At 69.1% G+C, this 15,487-nt stretch carries 18 protein-coding genes and 1 tRNA gene; 8 read left to right on the forward strand and 11 right to left on the reverse strand.

All coding sequences use genetic code 11. The annotated features are described in order from the left end of the window. Positions 1-6: 6 nt before the first annotated feature. Positions 7-90: transfer RNA gene (locus Q0L89_RS03960), tRNA-Tyr, on the reverse strand. Between the two features lie 131 nt (positions 91-221). Here Q0L89_RS03960 and Q0L89_RS03965 point away from each other — a divergent pair. The 4 genes from Q0L89_RS03965 (at position 222) to Q0L89_RS03980 (ending at position 3,634) form a co-directional block, all read left to right on the forward strand. Then, a complete protein-coding gene (locus Q0L89_RS03965) occupies positions 222-1,007 on the forward strand; it encodes an RNA methyltransferase (RefSeq protein WP_296762713.1) in 786 nt (261 codons plus the stop codon). 202 nt (positions 1,008-1,209) lie between these two features. After that, on the forward strand, positions 1,210-1,683 hold the full coding sequence (locus Q0L89_RS03970; protein WP_296762714.1) for a CoA-binding protein: 474 nt from the start codon (positions 1,210-1,212) through the stop codon (positions 1,681-1,683). A 19-nt stretch (positions 1,684-1,702) separates the two neighbouring features. After that, a complete protein-coding gene (locus tag Q0L89_RS03975; RefSeq protein ID WP_296762739.1) occupies positions 1,703-2,389 on the forward strand; it encodes an HAD-IA family hydrolase in 687 nt (228 codons plus the stop codon). A gap of 48 nt (positions 2,390-2,437) precedes the next feature. Beyond that, on the forward strand, positions 2,438-3,634 hold the full coding sequence (locus tag Q0L89_RS03980; protein ID WP_296762715.1) for an aminotransferase class I/II-fold pyridoxal phosphate-dependent enzyme: 1,197 nt from the start codon (positions 2,438-2,440) through the stop codon (positions 3,632-3,634). A gap of 13 nt (positions 3,635-3,647) precedes the next feature. Here the strand turns inward: Q0L89_RS03980 and Q0L89_RS03985 are convergent, their stop codons facing one another. After that, on the reverse strand, positions 3,648-4,445 hold the full coding sequence (locus tag Q0L89_RS03985; protein WP_296762716.1) for a crotonase/enoyl-CoA hydratase family protein: 798 nt from the start codon (positions 4,443-4,445) through the stop codon (positions 3,648-3,650). A gap of 40 nt (positions 4,446-4,485) precedes the next feature. Then, positions 4,486-5,430, reverse strand: coding sequence for a lipoyl synthase (lipA, locus tag Q0L89_RS03990; RefSeq protein ID WP_296762740.1), 945 nt, complete (start codon positions 5,428-5,430; stop codon positions 4,486-4,488). Positions 5,431-5,593: 163 nt separating this feature from the next. Here lipA and Q0L89_RS03995 point away from each other — a divergent pair, with 163 nt between their 5' ends. Then, entirely contained in the window at positions 5,594-6,214 is a 621-nt protein-coding gene (locus Q0L89_RS03995) for a thiamine phosphate synthase (protein ID WP_296762718.1), read from the forward strand. Between the two features lie 124 nt (positions 6,215-6,338). Here Q0L89_RS03995 and Q0L89_RS04000 read toward each other — a convergent pair whose 3' ends face one another. After that, a complete protein-coding gene (locus Q0L89_RS04000; RefSeq protein WP_296762720.1) occupies positions 6,339-6,845 on the reverse strand; it encodes a histidine phosphotransferase family protein in 507 nt (168 codons plus the stop codon). 21 nt (positions 6,846-6,866) lie between these two features. Here Q0L89_RS04000 and Q0L89_RS04005 point away from each other — a divergent pair, with 21 nt between their 5' ends. The 3 genes from Q0L89_RS04005 to Q0L89_RS04015 all read left to right on the forward strand — a co-directional run bounded on the left by Q0L89_RS04005 (position 6,867) and on the right by Q0L89_RS04015 (position 8,804). After that, positions 6,867-7,049 carry a DUF3553 domain-containing protein gene (locus Q0L89_RS04005; protein WP_296762721.1) on the forward strand — a complete coding sequence of 61 codons (183 nt, stop codon included), beginning with the start codon at positions 6,867-6,869 and terminating at the stop codon, positions 7,047-7,049. 133 nt (positions 7,050-7,182) lie between these two features. Continuing rightward, positions 7,183-7,968 (forward strand): GNAT family N-acyltransferase, encoded by a 786-nt coding sequence (locus tag Q0L89_RS04010; protein ID WP_296762723.1) that lies wholly within the window; start codon positions 7,183-7,185, stop codon positions 7,966-7,968. Beyond that, positions 7,965-8,804 carry a 1-acyl-sn-glycerol-3-phosphate acyltransferase gene (locus tag Q0L89_RS04015; RefSeq protein WP_296762725.1) on the forward strand — a complete coding sequence of 280 codons (840 nt, stop codon included), beginning with the start codon at positions 7,965-7,967 and terminating at the stop codon, positions 8,802-8,804. The genes Q0L89_RS04010 and Q0L89_RS04015 overlap by 4 nt, the downstream gene beginning before the upstream one ends. Before the next feature lie 35 nt (positions 8,805-8,839). Here Q0L89_RS04015 and Q0L89_RS04020 read toward each other — a convergent pair whose 3' ends face one another. From Q0L89_RS04020 to Q0L89_RS04050, 7 genes are all read right to left on the reverse strand, one after another. Next, positions 8,840-10,108 carry a glutamate-5-semialdehyde dehydrogenase gene (locus Q0L89_RS04020; RefSeq protein ID WP_296762726.1) on the reverse strand — a complete coding sequence of 423 codons (1,269 nt, stop codon included), beginning with the start codon at positions 10,106-10,108 and terminating at the stop codon, positions 8,840-8,842. Between the two features lie 38 nt (positions 10,109-10,146). After that, positions 10,147-11,253: a glutamate 5-kinase gene (gene proB / locus Q0L89_RS04025; protein ID WP_296762727.1), complete on the reverse strand. Its 1,107-nt coding sequence runs from the start codon at positions 11,251-11,253 to the stop codon at positions 10,147-10,149. Next, positions 11,241-12,278: a GTPase ObgE gene (gene obgE, locus Q0L89_RS04030; protein ID WP_296762728.1), complete on the reverse strand. Its 1,038-nt coding sequence runs from the start codon at positions 12,276-12,278 to the stop codon at positions 11,241-11,243. Before obgE ends, proB begins: the two co-directional genes overlap by 13 nt. 45 nt (positions 12,279-12,323) lie before the next feature. Next, positions 12,324-12,863 (reverse strand): GNAT family N-acetyltransferase, encoded by a 540-nt coding sequence (locus Q0L89_RS04035; RefSeq protein WP_296762729.1) that lies wholly within the window; start codon positions 12,861-12,863, stop codon positions 12,324-12,326. A gap of 218 nt (positions 12,864-13,081) precedes the next feature. Next, complete coding sequence (rpmA, locus tag Q0L89_RS04040) at positions 13,082-13,351, reverse strand: 50S ribosomal protein L27 (RefSeq protein ID WP_296762730.1); 270 nt, start codon at positions 13,349-13,351, stop codon at positions 13,082-13,084. A gap of 12 nt (positions 13,352-13,363) precedes the next feature. After that, entirely contained in the window at positions 13,364-13,999 is a 636-nt protein-coding gene (locus Q0L89_RS04045; RefSeq protein WP_296762732.1) for a 50S ribosomal protein L21, read from the reverse strand. Between the two features lie 215 nt (positions 14,000-14,214). After that, a complete protein-coding gene (locus Q0L89_RS04050) occupies positions 14,215-15,114 on the reverse strand; it encodes a DUF2059 domain-containing protein (RefSeq protein ID WP_296762734.1) in 900 nt (299 codons plus the stop codon). Positions 15,115-15,487 lie beyond the last annotated feature (373 nt).

The following is a 15,487-nucleotide window of genomic DNA, read 5'->3' on the forward strand; positions in this document are numbered from 1 at the left end:
GGGGTGTGGTGGGCGACCCTGGAATCGAACCAGGCGTGGGTCTCCCCGGCGGATTTACAGTCCGCTGCCGCACCTTGCAGCGCGTCGCCCACATTCGCGGAACACCGCGGAATGTGGCAGGGTGACTACTAGCGGGGTCGGAGGGCGTCAACAGGAAAATCCTTGCAGCCACCCGGCCCCCGGCGCATGCAGGGACGCGGGCGCAAACGGGGGCGAGAGCCATGAAGAAACCCAAATGGGTGATCGAGAAGGAACGCACGCGGCGCGACGCCGCCACCGTCACGGTGTGGCTGTTCGGGTTGCACGCGGTGCGTGACGCGCTGCTGAACCCGGCGCGCGAAAAGCTGCGGCTGATGGTGACGAAGAACGCCGCCGACAAGCTGTCCGAGGCCATCGCGGCAAGCACGATCACGCCCGAGATCATCGACCCGCGCAAGTTCGCGCCGCCGATCGACCCGCAATCGGTGCACCAGGGCGCGGCGCTGGAGGCGCGGCCGCTCGACTGGGGCACGGTGCAGGCGCGCTGCGCCGGCGGCCCCGACAGCGCCCCGCCGCGCGTGGTGCTGCTGGACCGGGTCAGTGACCCGCACAACGTGGGCGCGATCCTGCGCTCGGCCGAGGTGTTCGGCGCCCGCGCCGTGATCGCGCCGCGCCACCACAGCGCCCCCGAAACCGGCGCGCTGGCCAAGACCGCCAGCGGCGCGCTGGAGCGCCAGCCCTATCTGCGGGTGCGCAACCTGGCCGACACGATGCAGGAGTTGCGCGCCATGGGCTACGTGCTGCTGGGTCTTGATGGCGAAGGCGCGCGCGACATCGACGCGGGCCTGCAAGACATCCGCAACCGCGCCGTGGCGCTGGTGCTGGGGGCCGAGGGGCCGGGCCTGCGGCCGCGCACGCGCGAGACCTGCGACGAAGTGGTGCGCATCGGCACCTCGGGGGGCTTCGGCTCGCTCAACGTGTCCAACGCGGCGGCGGTGGCGCTATACGCGGCGCGACCCGCGCCCTGAGCCCGCCCGCGCGCCGCGATCACATTTTCATCAGCAGCCCTTTCCCGGTTGTCATCACTTCCTATGTAATGGGTCAGAAGCGCGAATACGGAACCCTCGCGTTTCATTTCACTGTCCCTCGTTCCGTGACTGGCGCCCGGGTTTGCCCCGGGCGCTTTTTTGGGCGCTTTTTTCTTCCGCCGCACCGCGGTAGAAGGGGCGCATGGAGCAGACATTGAGCGACGAATTCCTCACCACGATCCTGCGGCGCACCAAGCGCATCGCGGTGGTCGGCGTATCGATGAACCCGGTGCGGCCCAGCTATTACGTGGCCCGCTACCTTGGCCTCAAGGGCTATACGGTGCTGCCGGTCAACCCCGGCCACGCCGGCGAACGGCTGTTCGGCCAGCGTGTGCACGCGGCCCTGTCAGAAATCGAGGGCGGCGTCGATATGGTCGACATCTTCCGCCGTTCCGAACACGTCCCGCCCATCGTCGACGAGGCGCTGGCGTGCTTTGCGAACCTGCAAACCATCTGGATGCAGATCGGCGTCACCAGCCCCGAGGCGGCCGAGCGCGCCCGCGCGCGCGGCGTCGACGTGGTGATGAACCGCTGCCCCAAGATCGAGTACCAGCGCCTGTTCGGCGAATTGCGCATGGGCGGCTTTGCCACCGGCGTGATCTCGTCCAAGCTCTAGCATGGCGAGGGGCGGCGGGATGCGCACGGTGATCTTCGATCTTGACGGCACCCTGGCCGATACCAGTGGCGATCTGATCGCCGCGGCCAATGCCTGCCTGCGCGAGTTGGGCACCGGCGATCCGCTGGAACCGGGACGCGACGCGGGCGTGGCCTTTCACGGTGGTCGCGCGATGCTGGAGCGCGCCCTGCGCCAGTTGCCGCCGCCCGAGAGAGCCGCGGCGGTCGAGGCGGGCTACCCGCTGCTGCTGGAAGCGTATGCGCGCGACATCGACACCCACACCACGCTTTACCCCGGTGCCATGGACGCGGTCGCGGCGCTGCGCGCCGCCGGGTGCCGGCTGGGCATCTGCACCAACAAGCCTGCTGCGCTGGCCGAGTTGCTGCTCGACCGGCTGGGGGTGCGCGGGGCGTTCGATTCGCTGATCGGCGCCGATACCCTATCGGTGCGCAAACCCGACCCCGCGACGCTGCACGAGGCGGTGCGCCGCGCCGGCGGCGCGCCGGGTCACGCCCTGCTGGTGGGCGACACCCGCACCGACCGCGACACCGCCCGCGCCGCCGGGATGCCCTGCGTGCTGGTGGGGTTCGGCCCCGACGGCGCCGGCGTGGCCGCGATGGCGCCCGAGGCGGTGATCGGCGCCTATCATGAATTGCCCCCGGTCGTGCAGCGGCTGCTGCCTGCGGACACCACGTCGCCGGCATGACGCTGCGAGGGCATTGACGACGCCCACGGCGCGCCGCATCAATGGCCCATGACCGAAGTGTTTAACGGCAGTTTCACCCAGCAGGAGCCGATCCCCGAAGAGGCGATCGAGGCCGCCGTCGCGGTGATGCGCACGGGGCGGTTGCACCGCTACAACACGGCCCCCGGCGAGGCCGGCGAGGCGGCCCTGCTGGAGCGTGACTTTGCCGCCATGATGGGCGTGCCCTACGCACTGGCGGTGGCCTCGGGCGGGCACGCCATGAGCACGGCGCTGCGCGCGGTCGGCGTGGGGCCCGGCGATCCGGTGCTCAGCAACGCCTTTACCCTGGCGCCGGTGCCCGGCGCCATCGCCGCCATCGGCGCGGTGCCGGTGCATGTCGAGGTGTGCGAAGACCTGACCATCGACCTCGACGACCTGGCCGCCAAGGCCGACCGTGCGCGGGTGCTGCTGCTCAGCCACATGCGCGGGCATATCTGCGACATGGACCGGCTGATGGCGATCTGCGACGCCGCCGGCGTGACCGTGATCGAGGATTGCGCCCACACCATGGGCGCCACCTGGCGCGGGCAGCTTTCGGGCACGCATGGGCTGGTGGGCTGTTTCTCGACGCAGAGCTACAAGCACCTGAATTCGGGCGAAGGAGGGTTGCTGATCACCCGTGACGCCGAGTTGATGGCCCGCGCGGTGGTGCTCTCGGGGTCTTACATGCTCTATGAGCGGCACCTCGCGGCACCCGGTCCCGAGGCCTTCGAGGCCGCGAAATACGAAATGCCCAATATTTCGGGCCGTATGGACAACCTGCGCGCGGCGATCCTGCGCCCGCAACTGGGCCGGCTTGCGGCGCAATGCGCGGCGTGGACGGCGCGTTACCGGGTGGTCGAGGACGGGTTGCGCGGCACGCCGGGGCTACACGTGATCGAGCGGCCCGAGCAAGAGGGCTTCGTCGGCTCGTCATTCCAGTTCCTGGCACCGGATTGGCCGGCGGAACGGATCACGGCGCTGTTGGCCCGCTGTGCCGCGCGCGGGGTCGAGCTGAAATGGTTCGGCGCCCCCGAACCGACGGGGTTCACCAGCCGTTACGATAGCTGGCGCTATGCCCCGGTCCAGCGGCTACCGCAGACCGACCGGGTTCTGGCGGGCTTGCTGGACATGCGCCTGCCGCTGACCTTCAGCCTGGACGATTGCGCCACGCTGGCCCGGATCATCCGTGCCGAAGCGGGGGCGCTGTGGCAGGCTGGCGGTTGAACGCCGCGCGCCGTCATTCGGGTCGGACGCGCGCCCCGGTCTTGTTGGCAAAGGCTTCGAGCCGTTCGTTCGAAGCAGGCTGCGTGTTGACGATCCCGGCGAGCACCGATTCGGCGTAAGACGCATCGAGCGCCGACATGTTCTGCATGTGGCTGATGCCCGAACAGATGGCGAAATTCGACAGCGGCGGGTTGGCCGCGGCGGTGCGGGCCAGTTCCATCGCCTTGGCCTCGCTGTCATCGACCAGGTACTGGCACAGGCCGACCTGCACCGCCTCGTCGCGCTGGTAGATGCGCCCGGTCAGCATCATGTCGATCATCCGCGCCTTGCCGACCAGGTCGGCCACGCGGATGGTGGCCCCGCCGCCGGTGAACAGGCCGCGCTGGCCCTCGGGCAGGGCAAAATAGGTGCTTTGGTCGGCCACCCGCACATGCGCCGAAGAGGCCAGTTCCAGCCCGCCGCCCACCACCGCGCCCTTGAGCGCGGCGATGATCGGCACGCCGCCGTATTCCATCTTGTTGAATGCCTCGTGCCAACGCAGGCACAGGTGCATGAAATCCTCGGGGCGGCGTTGTTCGGTGTGGTGTTCGACTAGGTCGAGCCCGGCACAGAAATGCGTGCCGTCGGCGCGCAGCACCACCGCCCGCGCCCCGGCGCGAGGCAGCCGCGAAAAGACCTCGATCAGTTCCTCGACAGTGGCCGAATCGAGCGCGTTGCGCTTGGCCGCGCGCGCCAGCGTGACGATGGCGATGCCACCCTCGTCCATCTCGACCCGGAGGTTTTCCAGCGTCAGGTCTTTCAGCAGGTCCATGGGCAAGGCCCCTCGTTGTTGTGATATGCGTGAGCGGCGATCAGGCCAGGCTGGCCAGCCGCGCGGCGCGCAGGCGGGCGAAATCCTCTCCGGCGTGATAGCTCGACCGTGTCAGTGGCGTGGCCGACACCATCAGGAACCCCTTGCCGTAGGCGGCCCGCTCGTAGGCGGCAAACTCGTCGGGGTGAACGAATCGATCCACCGCGTGGTGCTTGGGTGTGGGTTGCAGGTACTGGCCGATGGTCAGGAAATCGACGCCGGCCGAGCGCATGTCGTCCATCACCTGGCGCACCTGCGGCGCTTCTTCGCCCAGCCCGACCATGATGCCGGACTTGGTGAACATCGCCGGGTCAAGCTCCTTGACGCGCTGCAGCAGCCGCAGCGAGTGGAAATAGCGCGCGCCGGGGCGCACCTCGGGGTAGAGGCCGGGCACGGTTTCGAGATTGTGGTTGAACACGTCCGGCCGCGCCGCGACCACGGTTTCCAGCGCGCTGGCCGGACACTTGAGGAAATCGGGGGTCAGGATCTCGACCGTGGTGCCGGGCGCGCGCTTGCGGATGGCGCGGATCGTCATCGCGAAATGCTCGGCGCCGCCGTCTTCCAGATCGTCGCGATCGACGCTGGTGATGACGACATGGTTCAGCCCCAGCTTGGCGACCGCGTCGGCGACGCGGCCGGGCTCGAACGCGTCCAGCGCCTGCGGCCGGCCGGTGGCGATGTTGCAAAACGTGCAGCCACGGGTGCAGATCTCGCCCATGATCATCATGGTGGCGTGGCCGGCGCTCCAGCATTCGCCGGCATTGGGGCAGCCGGCCTCCTCGCACACGGTGGTCAGGTTGTGTTCGCGCATGATGCGGTGGGTTTCGGCATATCCCTTGCCGCCCGGCGCCTTGACCCTGATCCAGCTTGGCTTCTTGGGCTGGGCGTTGTCGGCGCGGTGCGCCTTTTCAGGGTGGCGTTGCTGGGGGATGTTCAGGTCGCGCACGGTGCTTATCCTGTCGGTTGCGTTGCGATCCTGACTATAGAGCGGCACGGCGACAAGGGCCACCCGTGCAAAACCGCTTTGCACGAAAACGACCTTCGCCGCGGTGATGGCCAAATCCCGCGGGCCACGCTATAGGGGCCGCAGCCGAAGACAGGACAATGCCATGACCGATGCCGAAGTGCCGCAGATTTACCTGATCACCCCGCCGGTGATCGATCTTGACGCCTTTCCCGAGTTGCTGGCGCGGATGCTGGACAGCCACCCCATCGCCTGCCTGCGCCTGAACCTGCCCGGCGCCGCCGAAGACGACACCGCGCGCGCCACCGACACCTTGCGCGAGCTGGCCCACGCCCGCGACGTGCCCATCGTGATCGACAGCCACATCCTGCTGGTCGAGCGTCTGGGCCTGGACGGCGTTCATTTGGGCGACGCCTCGCGTTCGGTGCGCAAGGCGCGCAAGGCCTTGGGCAGCGAGGCCATCGTCGGCGCGTGGTGCGGGACATCGCGCCATGACGGGCTGAGCGCCGGCGAGGCGGGCGCCGACTACGTCGCCTTCGGGCCGGTGGGGCAGACGGGGCTGGGTGATGGCAACCGCGCCGAGGCGGACCTGTTCGAATGGTGGTCGCAAATGATCGAGCTGCCGGTGGTGGCCGAAGGCGCGCTCGATGCCGGGTTGATCCGCGATCTGGCGCCGGTGACCGATTTCTTCGCCCTCGGGCCCGAGGTCTGGAGCGCCGACGACCCGGTGGCCGAGATGGGCCGGCTGATCGCCGCGATGGGCTGAACCCCGGTCAGCAGGGTCACAGCCAAAGCGTGAGCGCATCATCCTCCGCGCCGCCTTCCAGCGAGGGGGTGCGCCCGGCCGCGCCCGCGAGTTCGGCCAGAAGCGCGAACTGCACCGTCGCCGGCTACAACGCCGCCGCGTCGGGCCCGTCGCGCAGCATCGCGGCCATGTCGGGCGGGCAAACGACCCGCCGCCCCGTCGCCTGTAGCCACCAACGGTTGTCCGCCGCCTGCGCGATGGCGATGGCGCCGCCGCGCGGCAGCGCCGTTTCCAGCGCCTGGATCGCCAGGAAGGCAAGCCTCGCCTCGGCGCGGGCCACGTCGCGGCTTACCTGCCAGTCGTGTTGTACCCGACCGCTGCGCCCCAGGTCGGCGAGGATGTCGCGGATTTCCGAAGCACCGATGGCGTGGTCGTCACCGGCAGCGCCGTAAGCAATACGGAAAAACCGGATGCGTGCCGTGGCATTCGGGACGCTGTCGCCGATCAGGTCCATCTCGGGGGTGGTGCTTTCATGGGCAAGCTGCATCATTTCCAACCCGTTCATGACCGCGCCCACGGGGCTGATCAGGTCGTGACAGATGCGCGAGCCTACCAATGTCGCCAGCCGGGTATTACCTTGTACCAAGTTCAACTCCGATCGAGGGATTTGCCGATGACCGACCTCAACGCGTTGCTCACGCCCGGGATGCGCGTGCGCCACCCCGATCGCCCCGATTGGGGCACCGGGCAGGTGCAATCCAATATCGGCGGCCGCATCACGGTGAATTTCCCCGATGCCGGCAAGGTAGTCATTGAAGGCTCCCGCGTGACGCTCTTGCCAGTGTTTGATGACTGAGCTTTGTTAACAAATGGTTATCACGGACCCGGCGGGCGCGCAAAGCGCGGCCGTACCGGCGCCGCATGGCATGTTGTCAGCCGCTGCGCGCGCGCGTAAAAGCGCGGTCAGGCAAGGGAATGGACGGGCTGAAATGAGCCGCGAGGTGCCGCAATTCGAGGTCGGGCTGGCACGCTCCGAGACCGAGCTGCACGCCGCGCAGCGGCTGCGCTACGAGGTGTTCGTGGCCGAGCTGGGCGGCGGCGGGCCGATGGTCGATCACGATGCGCGGCTCGAACGCGACCGCTTCGACCCCTTCTTCGAACACTTGATCCTGCGCGATCTGACCCGCCCCGAGGGGGCGCAGGTGGTGGGTGTCTACCGGCTGCTGGACGAGGCCGGCGCGACGCGCGCCGGGCAGTTCTATTCCGAGGACGAGTACAATCTCGCGCCGCTGCGTCGCAGCGGCCGGCGGTTGCTGGAACTGGGGCGTTCCTGCCTGCATCGCGACTATCGCGGCGGCGGCGCGATGCACGTGATGTGGAGCGCCCTGGCCGACCATATCAGCGCCCGCGGCATCGAGATCCTGTTCGGGGTGGCCAGTTTCCATGGCACCGACGTGCAGGCACTGGCACAGCCGCTGTCGCTGCTGCATCACCGCCACCTGGCACCGCCCGGGTTGCGCGTGCGCGCCCGCCCGCCCGGCGCCGCGGCGATGGACCTCATCCCCGAAGGACAGCTTGACCGCCGGGCGGCGATGCTGACGGTGCCGGCGCTGATCAAGGCCTATCTGCGCCTGGGTGGCTGCGTCGGTGACGGGGCCTTCGTGGACCGCGATTTCAACACCACCGACGTGTGCCTGGTGCTGGACATGGCCCGCGTCGATCCGGCCCGGCGCGCATTCTATCAGCGCGGCAGCGACAAAAGGAGCGCCGGATGAGCGCCGAATGGACCCCGCCGCCCGAACCGCCGGCGGTGCGCATCACCGCCGCGGGCTGGCTGCGGGTGATATGGCGCGGCGTGCCGATGGCGTTTGTGGTATTCGGCGGGCTGGTGGTGCTGCTGGCGCTGCGGCTGGTCGAGCGGCCCCTCTACGGCCTGCACCGGCCGCTGACCCCGCGCATCACCCAGGGCGTCTGCCGCGCCGCGCTGATGATCCTGGGGCTGCGCTACGAGGTCCGCGGCACACGAATGCATGAACGCGGCGCGGTGGTGTCCAACCATGCTTCGTGGCTGGACATCTTCGTGCTCAACGCCGGCAAGCGGGTTTATTTCGTCTCCAAGTCCGAGGTCGCGCGCTGGCCCCTCATCGGCTGGCTGGCGCGCGCCACCGGCACCGTGTTCATCGACCGCAACCCGCGCGCCGCGCGCGGCCACACGGCTCTGTTCGTGGCGCGGCTGATGGCGGGGCACAAGCTGTTGTTCTTCCCCGAGGGCACCTCGACCGACGGGCGGGTGGTGCTGCCGTTCAAACCGACCCTGTTCGAGGCCTTCTTCAGCGCCGGGTTGCGCGAGGCGCTGCACGTCCAGCCGGTGACGCTGATCTACCACGCGCCAAACGGGGCGGAGCCGCGCTTTTACGGCTGGTGGGGCGAGATGGATTTCGCACATCACCTGCTCAAGGTGCTGGCGGCACCGCGCCAGGGCCGGGTCGAGGTGGTCTATCACCCGCCCGTGCGGGTGGCCGATTTCCGCGACCGCAAGGCGCTGGCCGCGCATGTCGAGGCGGCGGTGCGCGCCGGCATGCCGCCCGACCGGCGGGCGCGGCCCGGCTGAAGGGCGGCGCGGGCACACCCCTGCCCTGTCCGAACTCAGCCCTTGCGCGTGGCACCGTCGCTGGTGACGAGGTACTTGAAACTGGTCAGTTGCTCGGCCCCCACCGGGCCGCGGGCGTGTAGCTTGCCGGTGGCGATGCCGATCTCGGCGCCCATGCCGAACTCGCCGCCATCGGCGAACTGGGTCGAGCTGTTGCGCATCACTATGGCACTGTCGAGACGCTCGAAGAACCGCGCCGCGGCGGCGTCGTCCTCGGTGAGGATGCAATCGGTATGGCCCGAGCCGAAGCGGCGCACATGGGCGATGGCATCATCCAGGCTGTCCACCACCCGCGCGGCGATGATCATGTCGAGGTATTCGCGCCCCCAGTCGTCTTCGCCGGCCGGAACGGTGCCGGGCACCGATTGCAGGGTCGGGTCGGCGCGCACCTCGACACCGGCGTCGATCAGCGCCCGGATCACGCCCTGGCCCACGGTGTCGGCCACGTCACGGTGGATCAGCAGGCATTCCACCGCGCCGCAAATGCCGGGGCGGCGGGTCTTGGCGTTGAGCACCACGCGCAGCGCCTTCTCGGCATCGGCGGCCTTGTCGATGTAGATGTGCACGATGCCTTCGAGATGGGCGAATACCGGCACCCGCGCCTCGGCCTGGACCAGCCCCACCAGCCCCTTGCCGCCGCGCGGCACGATCACGTCGATGCTGTCGGTCATGGTCAGCATCCGGCTGACCGCGGCACGGTCGCGGGTGGGGACCAGTTGCACCGCGTCCTCCGGTAGCCCCGCAGCGTGCAGCCCCTCGACCAGGCAGGCATGGATCGCGCGCGAGGAATGAAAGCTTTCCGATCCGCCGCGCAAAATCACCGCGTTGCCCGATTTCAGGCACAGCGCCCCGGCATCGGCGGTGACGTTGGGGCGGCTTTCGTAGATCACGCCGATCACCCCCAGGGGCGTGCGCACGCGGGCGATATGCAGCCCCGAAGGCATGTCCCATTCGGCCATCACCGCGCCGACGGGATCGTCCTGTTGCGCCACCGCCCGCAGGCCGGTGGCGATGGCGTCGATGCGCCCCGCGTCCAGTGCCAGCCGGTCCATCATGGCCCCCGACAGGCCCTTTTCGCGGCCGAATTCAAGGTCGCGGGCGTTGGCGGCAAGGATCTCGTCGCGCCGCGCCTGCACGCAGTCGGCGGCGGCCTCCAGCGCCGCGCGGCGGGCACCGGCATCGGCATGGGCCAGTTCCGCGGCAGCGGCGCGGGCGCGGGCGCCGATACCGGCCATCATGGCGGGGATGTCGTGGTCTTCGCTCATGTCATCGTCCTCTTGGTGGGCCGCTTGCGCGCCCCCGCTCAAAGCGCCATGTCGTCGCGATGGACAAGCGCGGCGCGGCCCGGATAGCCCAGCAGGCCTTCGATCTCGTCGCTGCGGTGGCCCTTGATCGCCTGTGCCTCGGCGGCGGTATAGCGTGCCAGCCCCTGGCCCAGGTTGTGCCCCGACATGTCTTCGATGGCAACCGGGTCACCGCGACCGAATTCGCCCGATACCGCGGTGACACCGGCGGGCAGCAGGCTCTTGCCCTGCTCCAGCGCGCGGGCCGCGCCGGCATCCACGACCACCGCGCCGCGCGGCTTCATCGCCGCGATCCAGCGTTTGCGCGCCAGTTGCGGGTCATCATGGGCGGTGAACCATGTCGCCCGCGCGCCACCGTAAAGCGCGCTGAGCGGGCGCGCGCGCGAGCCTTCGGTGATCGCCATGTGGCATCCCGCCGCGGTGGCCATGCGCCCGGCCATCAGCTTGGTGCGCATGCCGCCCTTGGACAGCCCGGTGCCGGCATCACCGGCCTGCGCCTCGAGCGCAGGCGTAATCCGGTCGATCACCGGGTAATGGCGCGCGTCCGGGTCGAGGCGCGGGTTGGCGGAATAGAACCCGTCCACGTCCGACAGCAGGATCAACTGGTCGGCACCCAGCGTCACCGCCATCTGCGCCGCCAGCCGGTCGTTGTCGCCATAGCGGATCTCGTCAGTGGCGATGGTGTCGTTCTCGTTGACGATCGGCACCACGCCGAGGCGCAGAAGCTGCGCCATGGTGGCGCGCACATTGAGATAGCGGCGCCGGTCGGCGCTGTCTTCCAGCGTCACCAGCACCTGCGCAGTGGTCAGCCCGTGCGGCGCCAGCGCCTCTTCGTAGGCGCGCGCCAGACGGATCTGGCCCACTGCCGCCGCCGCCTGACTTTGTTCCAGCGCCAGCTTGTCGCCGGGCAGCCTCAGAACCCCGCGCCCCAGCGCAATCGACCCCGACGAGACCAGCGCGACATCCTTGCCCAGTCCCTTGAGCCAGGCGACGTCCAGCGCCAGCGCATCCAGCCAGTCGCGCCGCAGGTTGCCGCTGCCGGTCTCGACCAGCAGCGCCGAGCCGATCTTGACAACGATGCGCCGCGCCTCGTTCAGGGTTGCCATGTCTGCGCCACGTCCTCGCTTTCGGCCACCTCGCCGCGACTCGCGTCGATCCGGGCACGCAACGCGCGCAGAACCGGCATGAGCCCCTCTCCGGTAACCGCCGACAGCATGAATACCGCGCCGCCGGCCGCCTGCTCCAGCTCGGCCTTGCAGGCGGCGCGCATTTCGTCGTCAAGCGCGTCGACCTTGTTCAGCGCGGTGATGCGCGGCTTGTCGGCCAGGTGGCCGCCATAGGCCTCCAACTCGTCGATGATGGTGCGGTAGTCGCCGGCGACATCCTCGGCGGTGGCATCCACGAGATGCAGCAGCACCGCGCAGCGCTCGACATGGCCGAGGAAACGGTCGCCGATGCCACGCCCCTCGTGCGCGCCCGCGATCAGGCCGGGAATGTCGGCCATGACGAACTCGGTGCCGTCCACACCCACCACGCCCAAGTTGGGATGCAGCGTGGTGAACGGGTAATCGGCAATCTTGGGCCGCGCGTTCGAGGTGGCGGCCAGGAACGTGGACTTACCCGCATTGGGCAGGCCCAGAAGCCCGGCATCGGCGATCAGCTTGAGCCGCAGCCAAAGCGTGCGCTCGACCCCGTCCTGCCCCGGGTTGGCGCGCCGCGGCGCCTGGTTGGTCGAGGTCTTGAAATGCAGGTTACCCCAGCCGCCGTTGCCACCCCTGGCCAGCAACACCCGCGCGCCCGGTCGGGACAAATCGGCGATAACGGTTTCGCCGTCCTCGTCCAGAACCTCGGTGCCGGCGGGCACGCGCAGCACGATGTCGTCGCCGTCGCGCCCGGTGCATTGCTGGCCGCGCCCCGGCTGGCCGTTGCGGGCGAAGAAATGCTGCTGGTAGCGGAAGTCGATCAGGGTATTGAGCCCCTCGACCACCTCGGCCCAGACATCGCCGCCGCGGCCGCCGTCACCGCCATCTGGGCCGCCGAACTCGATGTATTTCTCGCGCCGGAAGCTGGCGCAGCCCGCCCCGCCCGCGCCGGAGCGGATATGAACCTTCGCGAGGTCAAGAAATTTCATGCCCGTCTCCTTTCGCCGGCTCATACCGCAAGGCGCGGGCCGGGCTCAATCAAGTTTGCGACTGTACGTCCAGGTGGGCACCCGGGCGCCGCGCGCCACGCAATAGGTTTCGGCGTCGCCGAGGTATTCGAAACCGCAATTCGTCAGCACCCGCGCCGAGGCAGGGTTATCCTGGAACACCTCGGCGAAAAGCGCCTCGCACTCCTGCGGGTTGGCCTCGATCAAGGCGCGCACGGCAGCCGAGGCAACGCCGGTGTTCCAGTAGGCCGGCGCCACCCAGTAGCTGATCTCGGACTGGTTGCGATCCATCCGCGCCAGCGTGATCAGGCCCATCACCTCGGCGGCGCCCGACCTGACCCCGTCCATGACCCACACGTCCTCGGTGCGGTCGGGTTGCTGGGCGCGCGCGATGTAGGCTTCGATCGCACCGGGCGGCAGCGGGTGCGGTATGGTGCTGGTGTTGGCCGCCACGCGCGCATCGCCGCTGTACATCTCGATGAGTCCCAGGTCAGAGCCGCGCACCGGGCGCAGGTCGAACCCGTCGGCGGCGATCACGGGTTGGTCGGTAATTCTTTCCAGCTTCATGCGCTTTTCCTCCCGAAATGCACGACCGGGCGACTGCCTGCCGCTGGCCGGCGGCGCCCCTGCCCGGCTTCAAGGTCGTGAAGCCGGGCGCGGAATTCAACACCGGGGCACGCACAACCGCGCGCGGTGACGTGAGTGCCGGTGAAGGTGCCCGCCAAAACGAAACGGGGACCGGCGGTTTCGCCGATCCCCGCAATCCGATGGATTTTCAGATCGGCTTATTCGGCGGCCTCCGCCACGGGCTGAACCGATACGAAGGTGCGGCCCTTGAGGCCCTTGTGAAAGGTCACCTTGCCCTCGACAGTGGCGAAAATGGTATGGTCCTTGCCGATACCAACGCCCTCGCCCGGCCACCACTTGGTGCCGCGCTGCCGGCAGATGATATTGCCGGGGATGGCCGCCTGGCCACCGTAGAGCTTGACGCCGAGGCGACGACCGGCGGAGTCGCGCCCGTTACGGGATGAACCGCCTGCTTTCTTGTGTGCCATCTCGTCTCTCCTTTAGCCCTTGGCCAGTTCTTTGGCCTGTTCGACCCACTCGGGCTTGATCTTGATCGTTTCGATCGCGGCGATGTCGTTCTCGCTGAGCGCGGCGATCTGGGCGAAGCTGGTCAGCCCGGCCTCGCGCAGCTTCTTCTCGGCCGCCGGCCCGACGCCATCGAGCACCTTGAGGTCGTCGGTCGCGGCCGGGGCCGCCGGTTTCGGCGCCGCCTTGGCCGGGGCCTTGGCATCCGTCTTTTTCGCGGCCGGTTTCGCGGCGGCAGCAGCCCCCGTCACGGCGGCGGTGCCGCCGACAGCGGCCTTCATGCCACTCTTGCCCGCGCCCGAGGGCAGGATATCGGTCACCCGCAGCAGGGTCAGCCGCTGGCGATGGCCGCGGGTCCGCTTGGAGCTGTGCTTGCGGCGCCGCTTGACGAAATTGATGACCTTCTCGCCCTTGATCTGGTCGACCACTTCGGCCTGCACGGCCGCGTCGTCGACGAACGGCGCGCCGACAACGGTCTTGTCGCCGCCCAGCATCAGGACATCGTTGAACTGAACCTTCTCACCCGCGTCAGCCGCCAGCTTTTCCACGCGAAGGATATCCCCCGCCTGAACCCTGTACTGCTTGCCACCGGTCTTTATGACCGCAAACATGCGCAATTCCTTCGTTTTCCACCGCGTCCTGTGGTCCCCTTGCGGGCGTTGCGGCCATGATGGCCACCTGCGGACAGCGCGCCCCGTATCGGGCGATATTGCATAAGCCACGCAAGGGCATCACCCCTTGCGCGATGCGCGCTTATCCTAGGAAGAGACGCCCGAGTCAAGGCCCGCCCGAGCGGTTTTTCCGCCCCGCAAGCGCATCCGCCCGCTCACAGGTCGCGCGCCGCCATCTCGGCCGCCAGGGCGCGGCCCATGGCATGGCTGAGATCGACATACATCTCGCCGAAAGCGGTGAAAAGCGCGCTGTTCATCGCCCGGCCGGCGCGGCTGCGCAGCAGTGCGGTGTACTGCTCGATCTGCGCCACGCTCAACCCGTCCTGGGCCAGCAACAGGTAACTCATGACCCACTCGGCGGTGCTGTCCCTGACGACATCGGCATCGGCCCCGACCTGCGCGATGGCGGCCTCGCGCGACATCTCCAGCGCGCCGCCCTCGATCAGCCCCAGCGTGAAGGCAAGGTTCGCATTCAGCGCCGCCGCGACATTGCGGTCGATCAGGTCGCCGGCGGCGACATGGGCGCGCGCCGCGTCGAGCCGCGCGTCGTCTCCCGTGCCCGCCAGCAGCGCGCGATACCGGGCGCGGGCCGACGCCTGGACCTCGGGATCAAGAAACGCCCGCCGCGCCGCCAGCTCAAGCGCCACGATCTCGCGCCCCTCGGCCGAGGTGAAGAAGGCGATCAGCGGACCCGCATCGGCCCGATCGGCCTGCGCGAACGCCTCGGCGAAACGCGCGCGCACGCTTTGCTCCATCCGCCCGGGGTCGTAGATGCGCGCAAGCCGCGCGGCCAGGTGCGCGCCCGCACCGCCGCGCAGCATGTCGGCGGCCATCTGGCGCCCGTGGCTCAGCCCCTCCTCGGCCATCACCGCGACCAGCTCGGACAGCCGCAGCGCGTCCAGCAGCCGCTGCGCCGCCGCCGCGCCATCCGCCGTCTGCGCCCCCGCCGGAGCCGCCTGAGCGCCGAGAACCGACAGGTACAGCAACCCCGCCACGGCCATGCTGCCGACGCGGCTGGCAAGGCGGCGGACCACCTGCAAGAAGGCTGCGAGCATGGCGGGATCTCCTTTCATCGGCGGGCCCGGTCTGCGCAGGCGGCAGCCGGACCGTGCGCGCGATGGTGGCGCAAGCGCGCAACCGATTCAAGCCGCGCAGCGCCCGCGCGCGTCGATATGCGAAGGCCAGGACCAGGGCGAAAGCCAGCCGCACCGCACGCGCACGCCCACCCGGCAACCAGCCCCCACCACGCGACCGTCGCACAGAAATCCGCCTCGCACGCCCGACCCGCGCACCGGGAAAAGGCCGCGAAATCCCCTCTTGCCAGCCTGGCTCATAGCGATTACATCGCTGCCGACGGAGAGGTGCCGGAGCGGTCGAACGGGGCGGTCTCGAAAACCGTTGAGGGTACAAGCCCTCCCAGGGTTCGAA

It is taken from the genome of Sediminimonas sp., assembly GCF_024637375.1.
Lineage (GTDB): Bacteria > Pseudomonadota > Alphaproteobacteria > Rhodobacterales > Rhodobacteraceae > Sediminimonas.

Bases quoted from the DNA above. Each gene is read 5' to 3' on its own strand.
- Q0L89_RS03965 (WP_296762713.1), top strand. From the start codon at position 222: ATGAAGAAACCCAAATGGGTGATCGAGAAGGAACGCACGCGGCGCGAC.
- Q0L89_RS03970 (WP_296762714.1), top strand. From the start codon at position 1,210: ATGGAGCAGACATTGAGCGACGAATTCCTCACCACGATCCTGCGGCGC.
- Q0L89_RS03975 (WP_296762739.1), top strand. From the start codon at position 1,703: ATGCGCACGGTGATCTTCGATCTTGACGGCACCCTGGCCGATACCAGT.
- Q0L89_RS03980 (WP_296762715.1), top strand. From the start codon at position 2,438: ATGACCGAAGTGTTTAACGGCAGTTTCACCCAGCAGGAGCCGATCCCC.
- Q0L89_RS03985 (WP_296762716.1), bottom strand. From the start codon at position 4,445: ATGGACCTGCTGAAAGACCTGACGCTGGAAAACCTCCGGGTCGAGATG.
- Q0L89_RS03995 (WP_296762718.1), top strand. From the start codon at position 5,594: ATGACCGATGCCGAAGTGCCGCAGATTTACCTGATCACCCCGCCGGTG.
- Q0L89_RS04005 (WP_296762721.1), top strand. From the start codon at position 6,867: ATGACCGACCTCAACGCGTTGCTCACGCCCGGGATGCGCGTGCGCCAC.
- Q0L89_RS04010 (WP_296762723.1), top strand. From the start codon at position 7,183: ATGAGCCGCGAGGTGCCGCAATTCGAGGTCGGGCTGGCACGCTCCGAG.
- Q0L89_RS04015 (WP_296762725.1), top strand. From the start codon at position 7,965: ATGAGCGCCGAATGGACCCCGCCGCCCGAACCGCCGGCGGTGCGCATC.
- Q0L89_RS04020 (WP_296762726.1), bottom strand. From the start codon at position 10,108: ATGAGCGAAGACCACGACATCCCCGCCATGATGGCCGGTATCGGCGCC.
- proB (WP_296762727.1), bottom strand. From the start codon at position 11,253: ATGGCAACCCTGAACGAGGCGCGGCGCATCGTTGTCAAGATCGGCTCG.
- obgE (WP_296762728.1), bottom strand. From the start codon at position 12,278: ATGAAATTTCTTGACCTCGCGAAGGTTCATATCCGCTCCGGCGCGGGC.
- Q0L89_RS04035 (WP_296762729.1), bottom strand. From the start codon at position 12,863: ATGAAGCTGGAAAGAATTACCGACCAACCCGTGATCGCCGCCGACGGG.
- rpmA (WP_296762730.1), bottom strand. From the start codon at position 13,351: ATGGCACACAAGAAAGCAGGCGGTTCATCCCGTAACGGGCGCGACTCC.
- Q0L89_RS04045 (WP_296762732.1), bottom strand. From the start codon at position 13,999: ATGTTTGCGGTCATAAAGACCGGTGGCAAGCAGTACAGGGTTCAGGCG.
- Q0L89_RS04050 (WP_296762734.1), bottom strand. From the start codon at position 15,114: ATGCTCGCAGCCTTCTTGCAGGTGGTCCGCCGCCTTGCCAGCCGCGTC.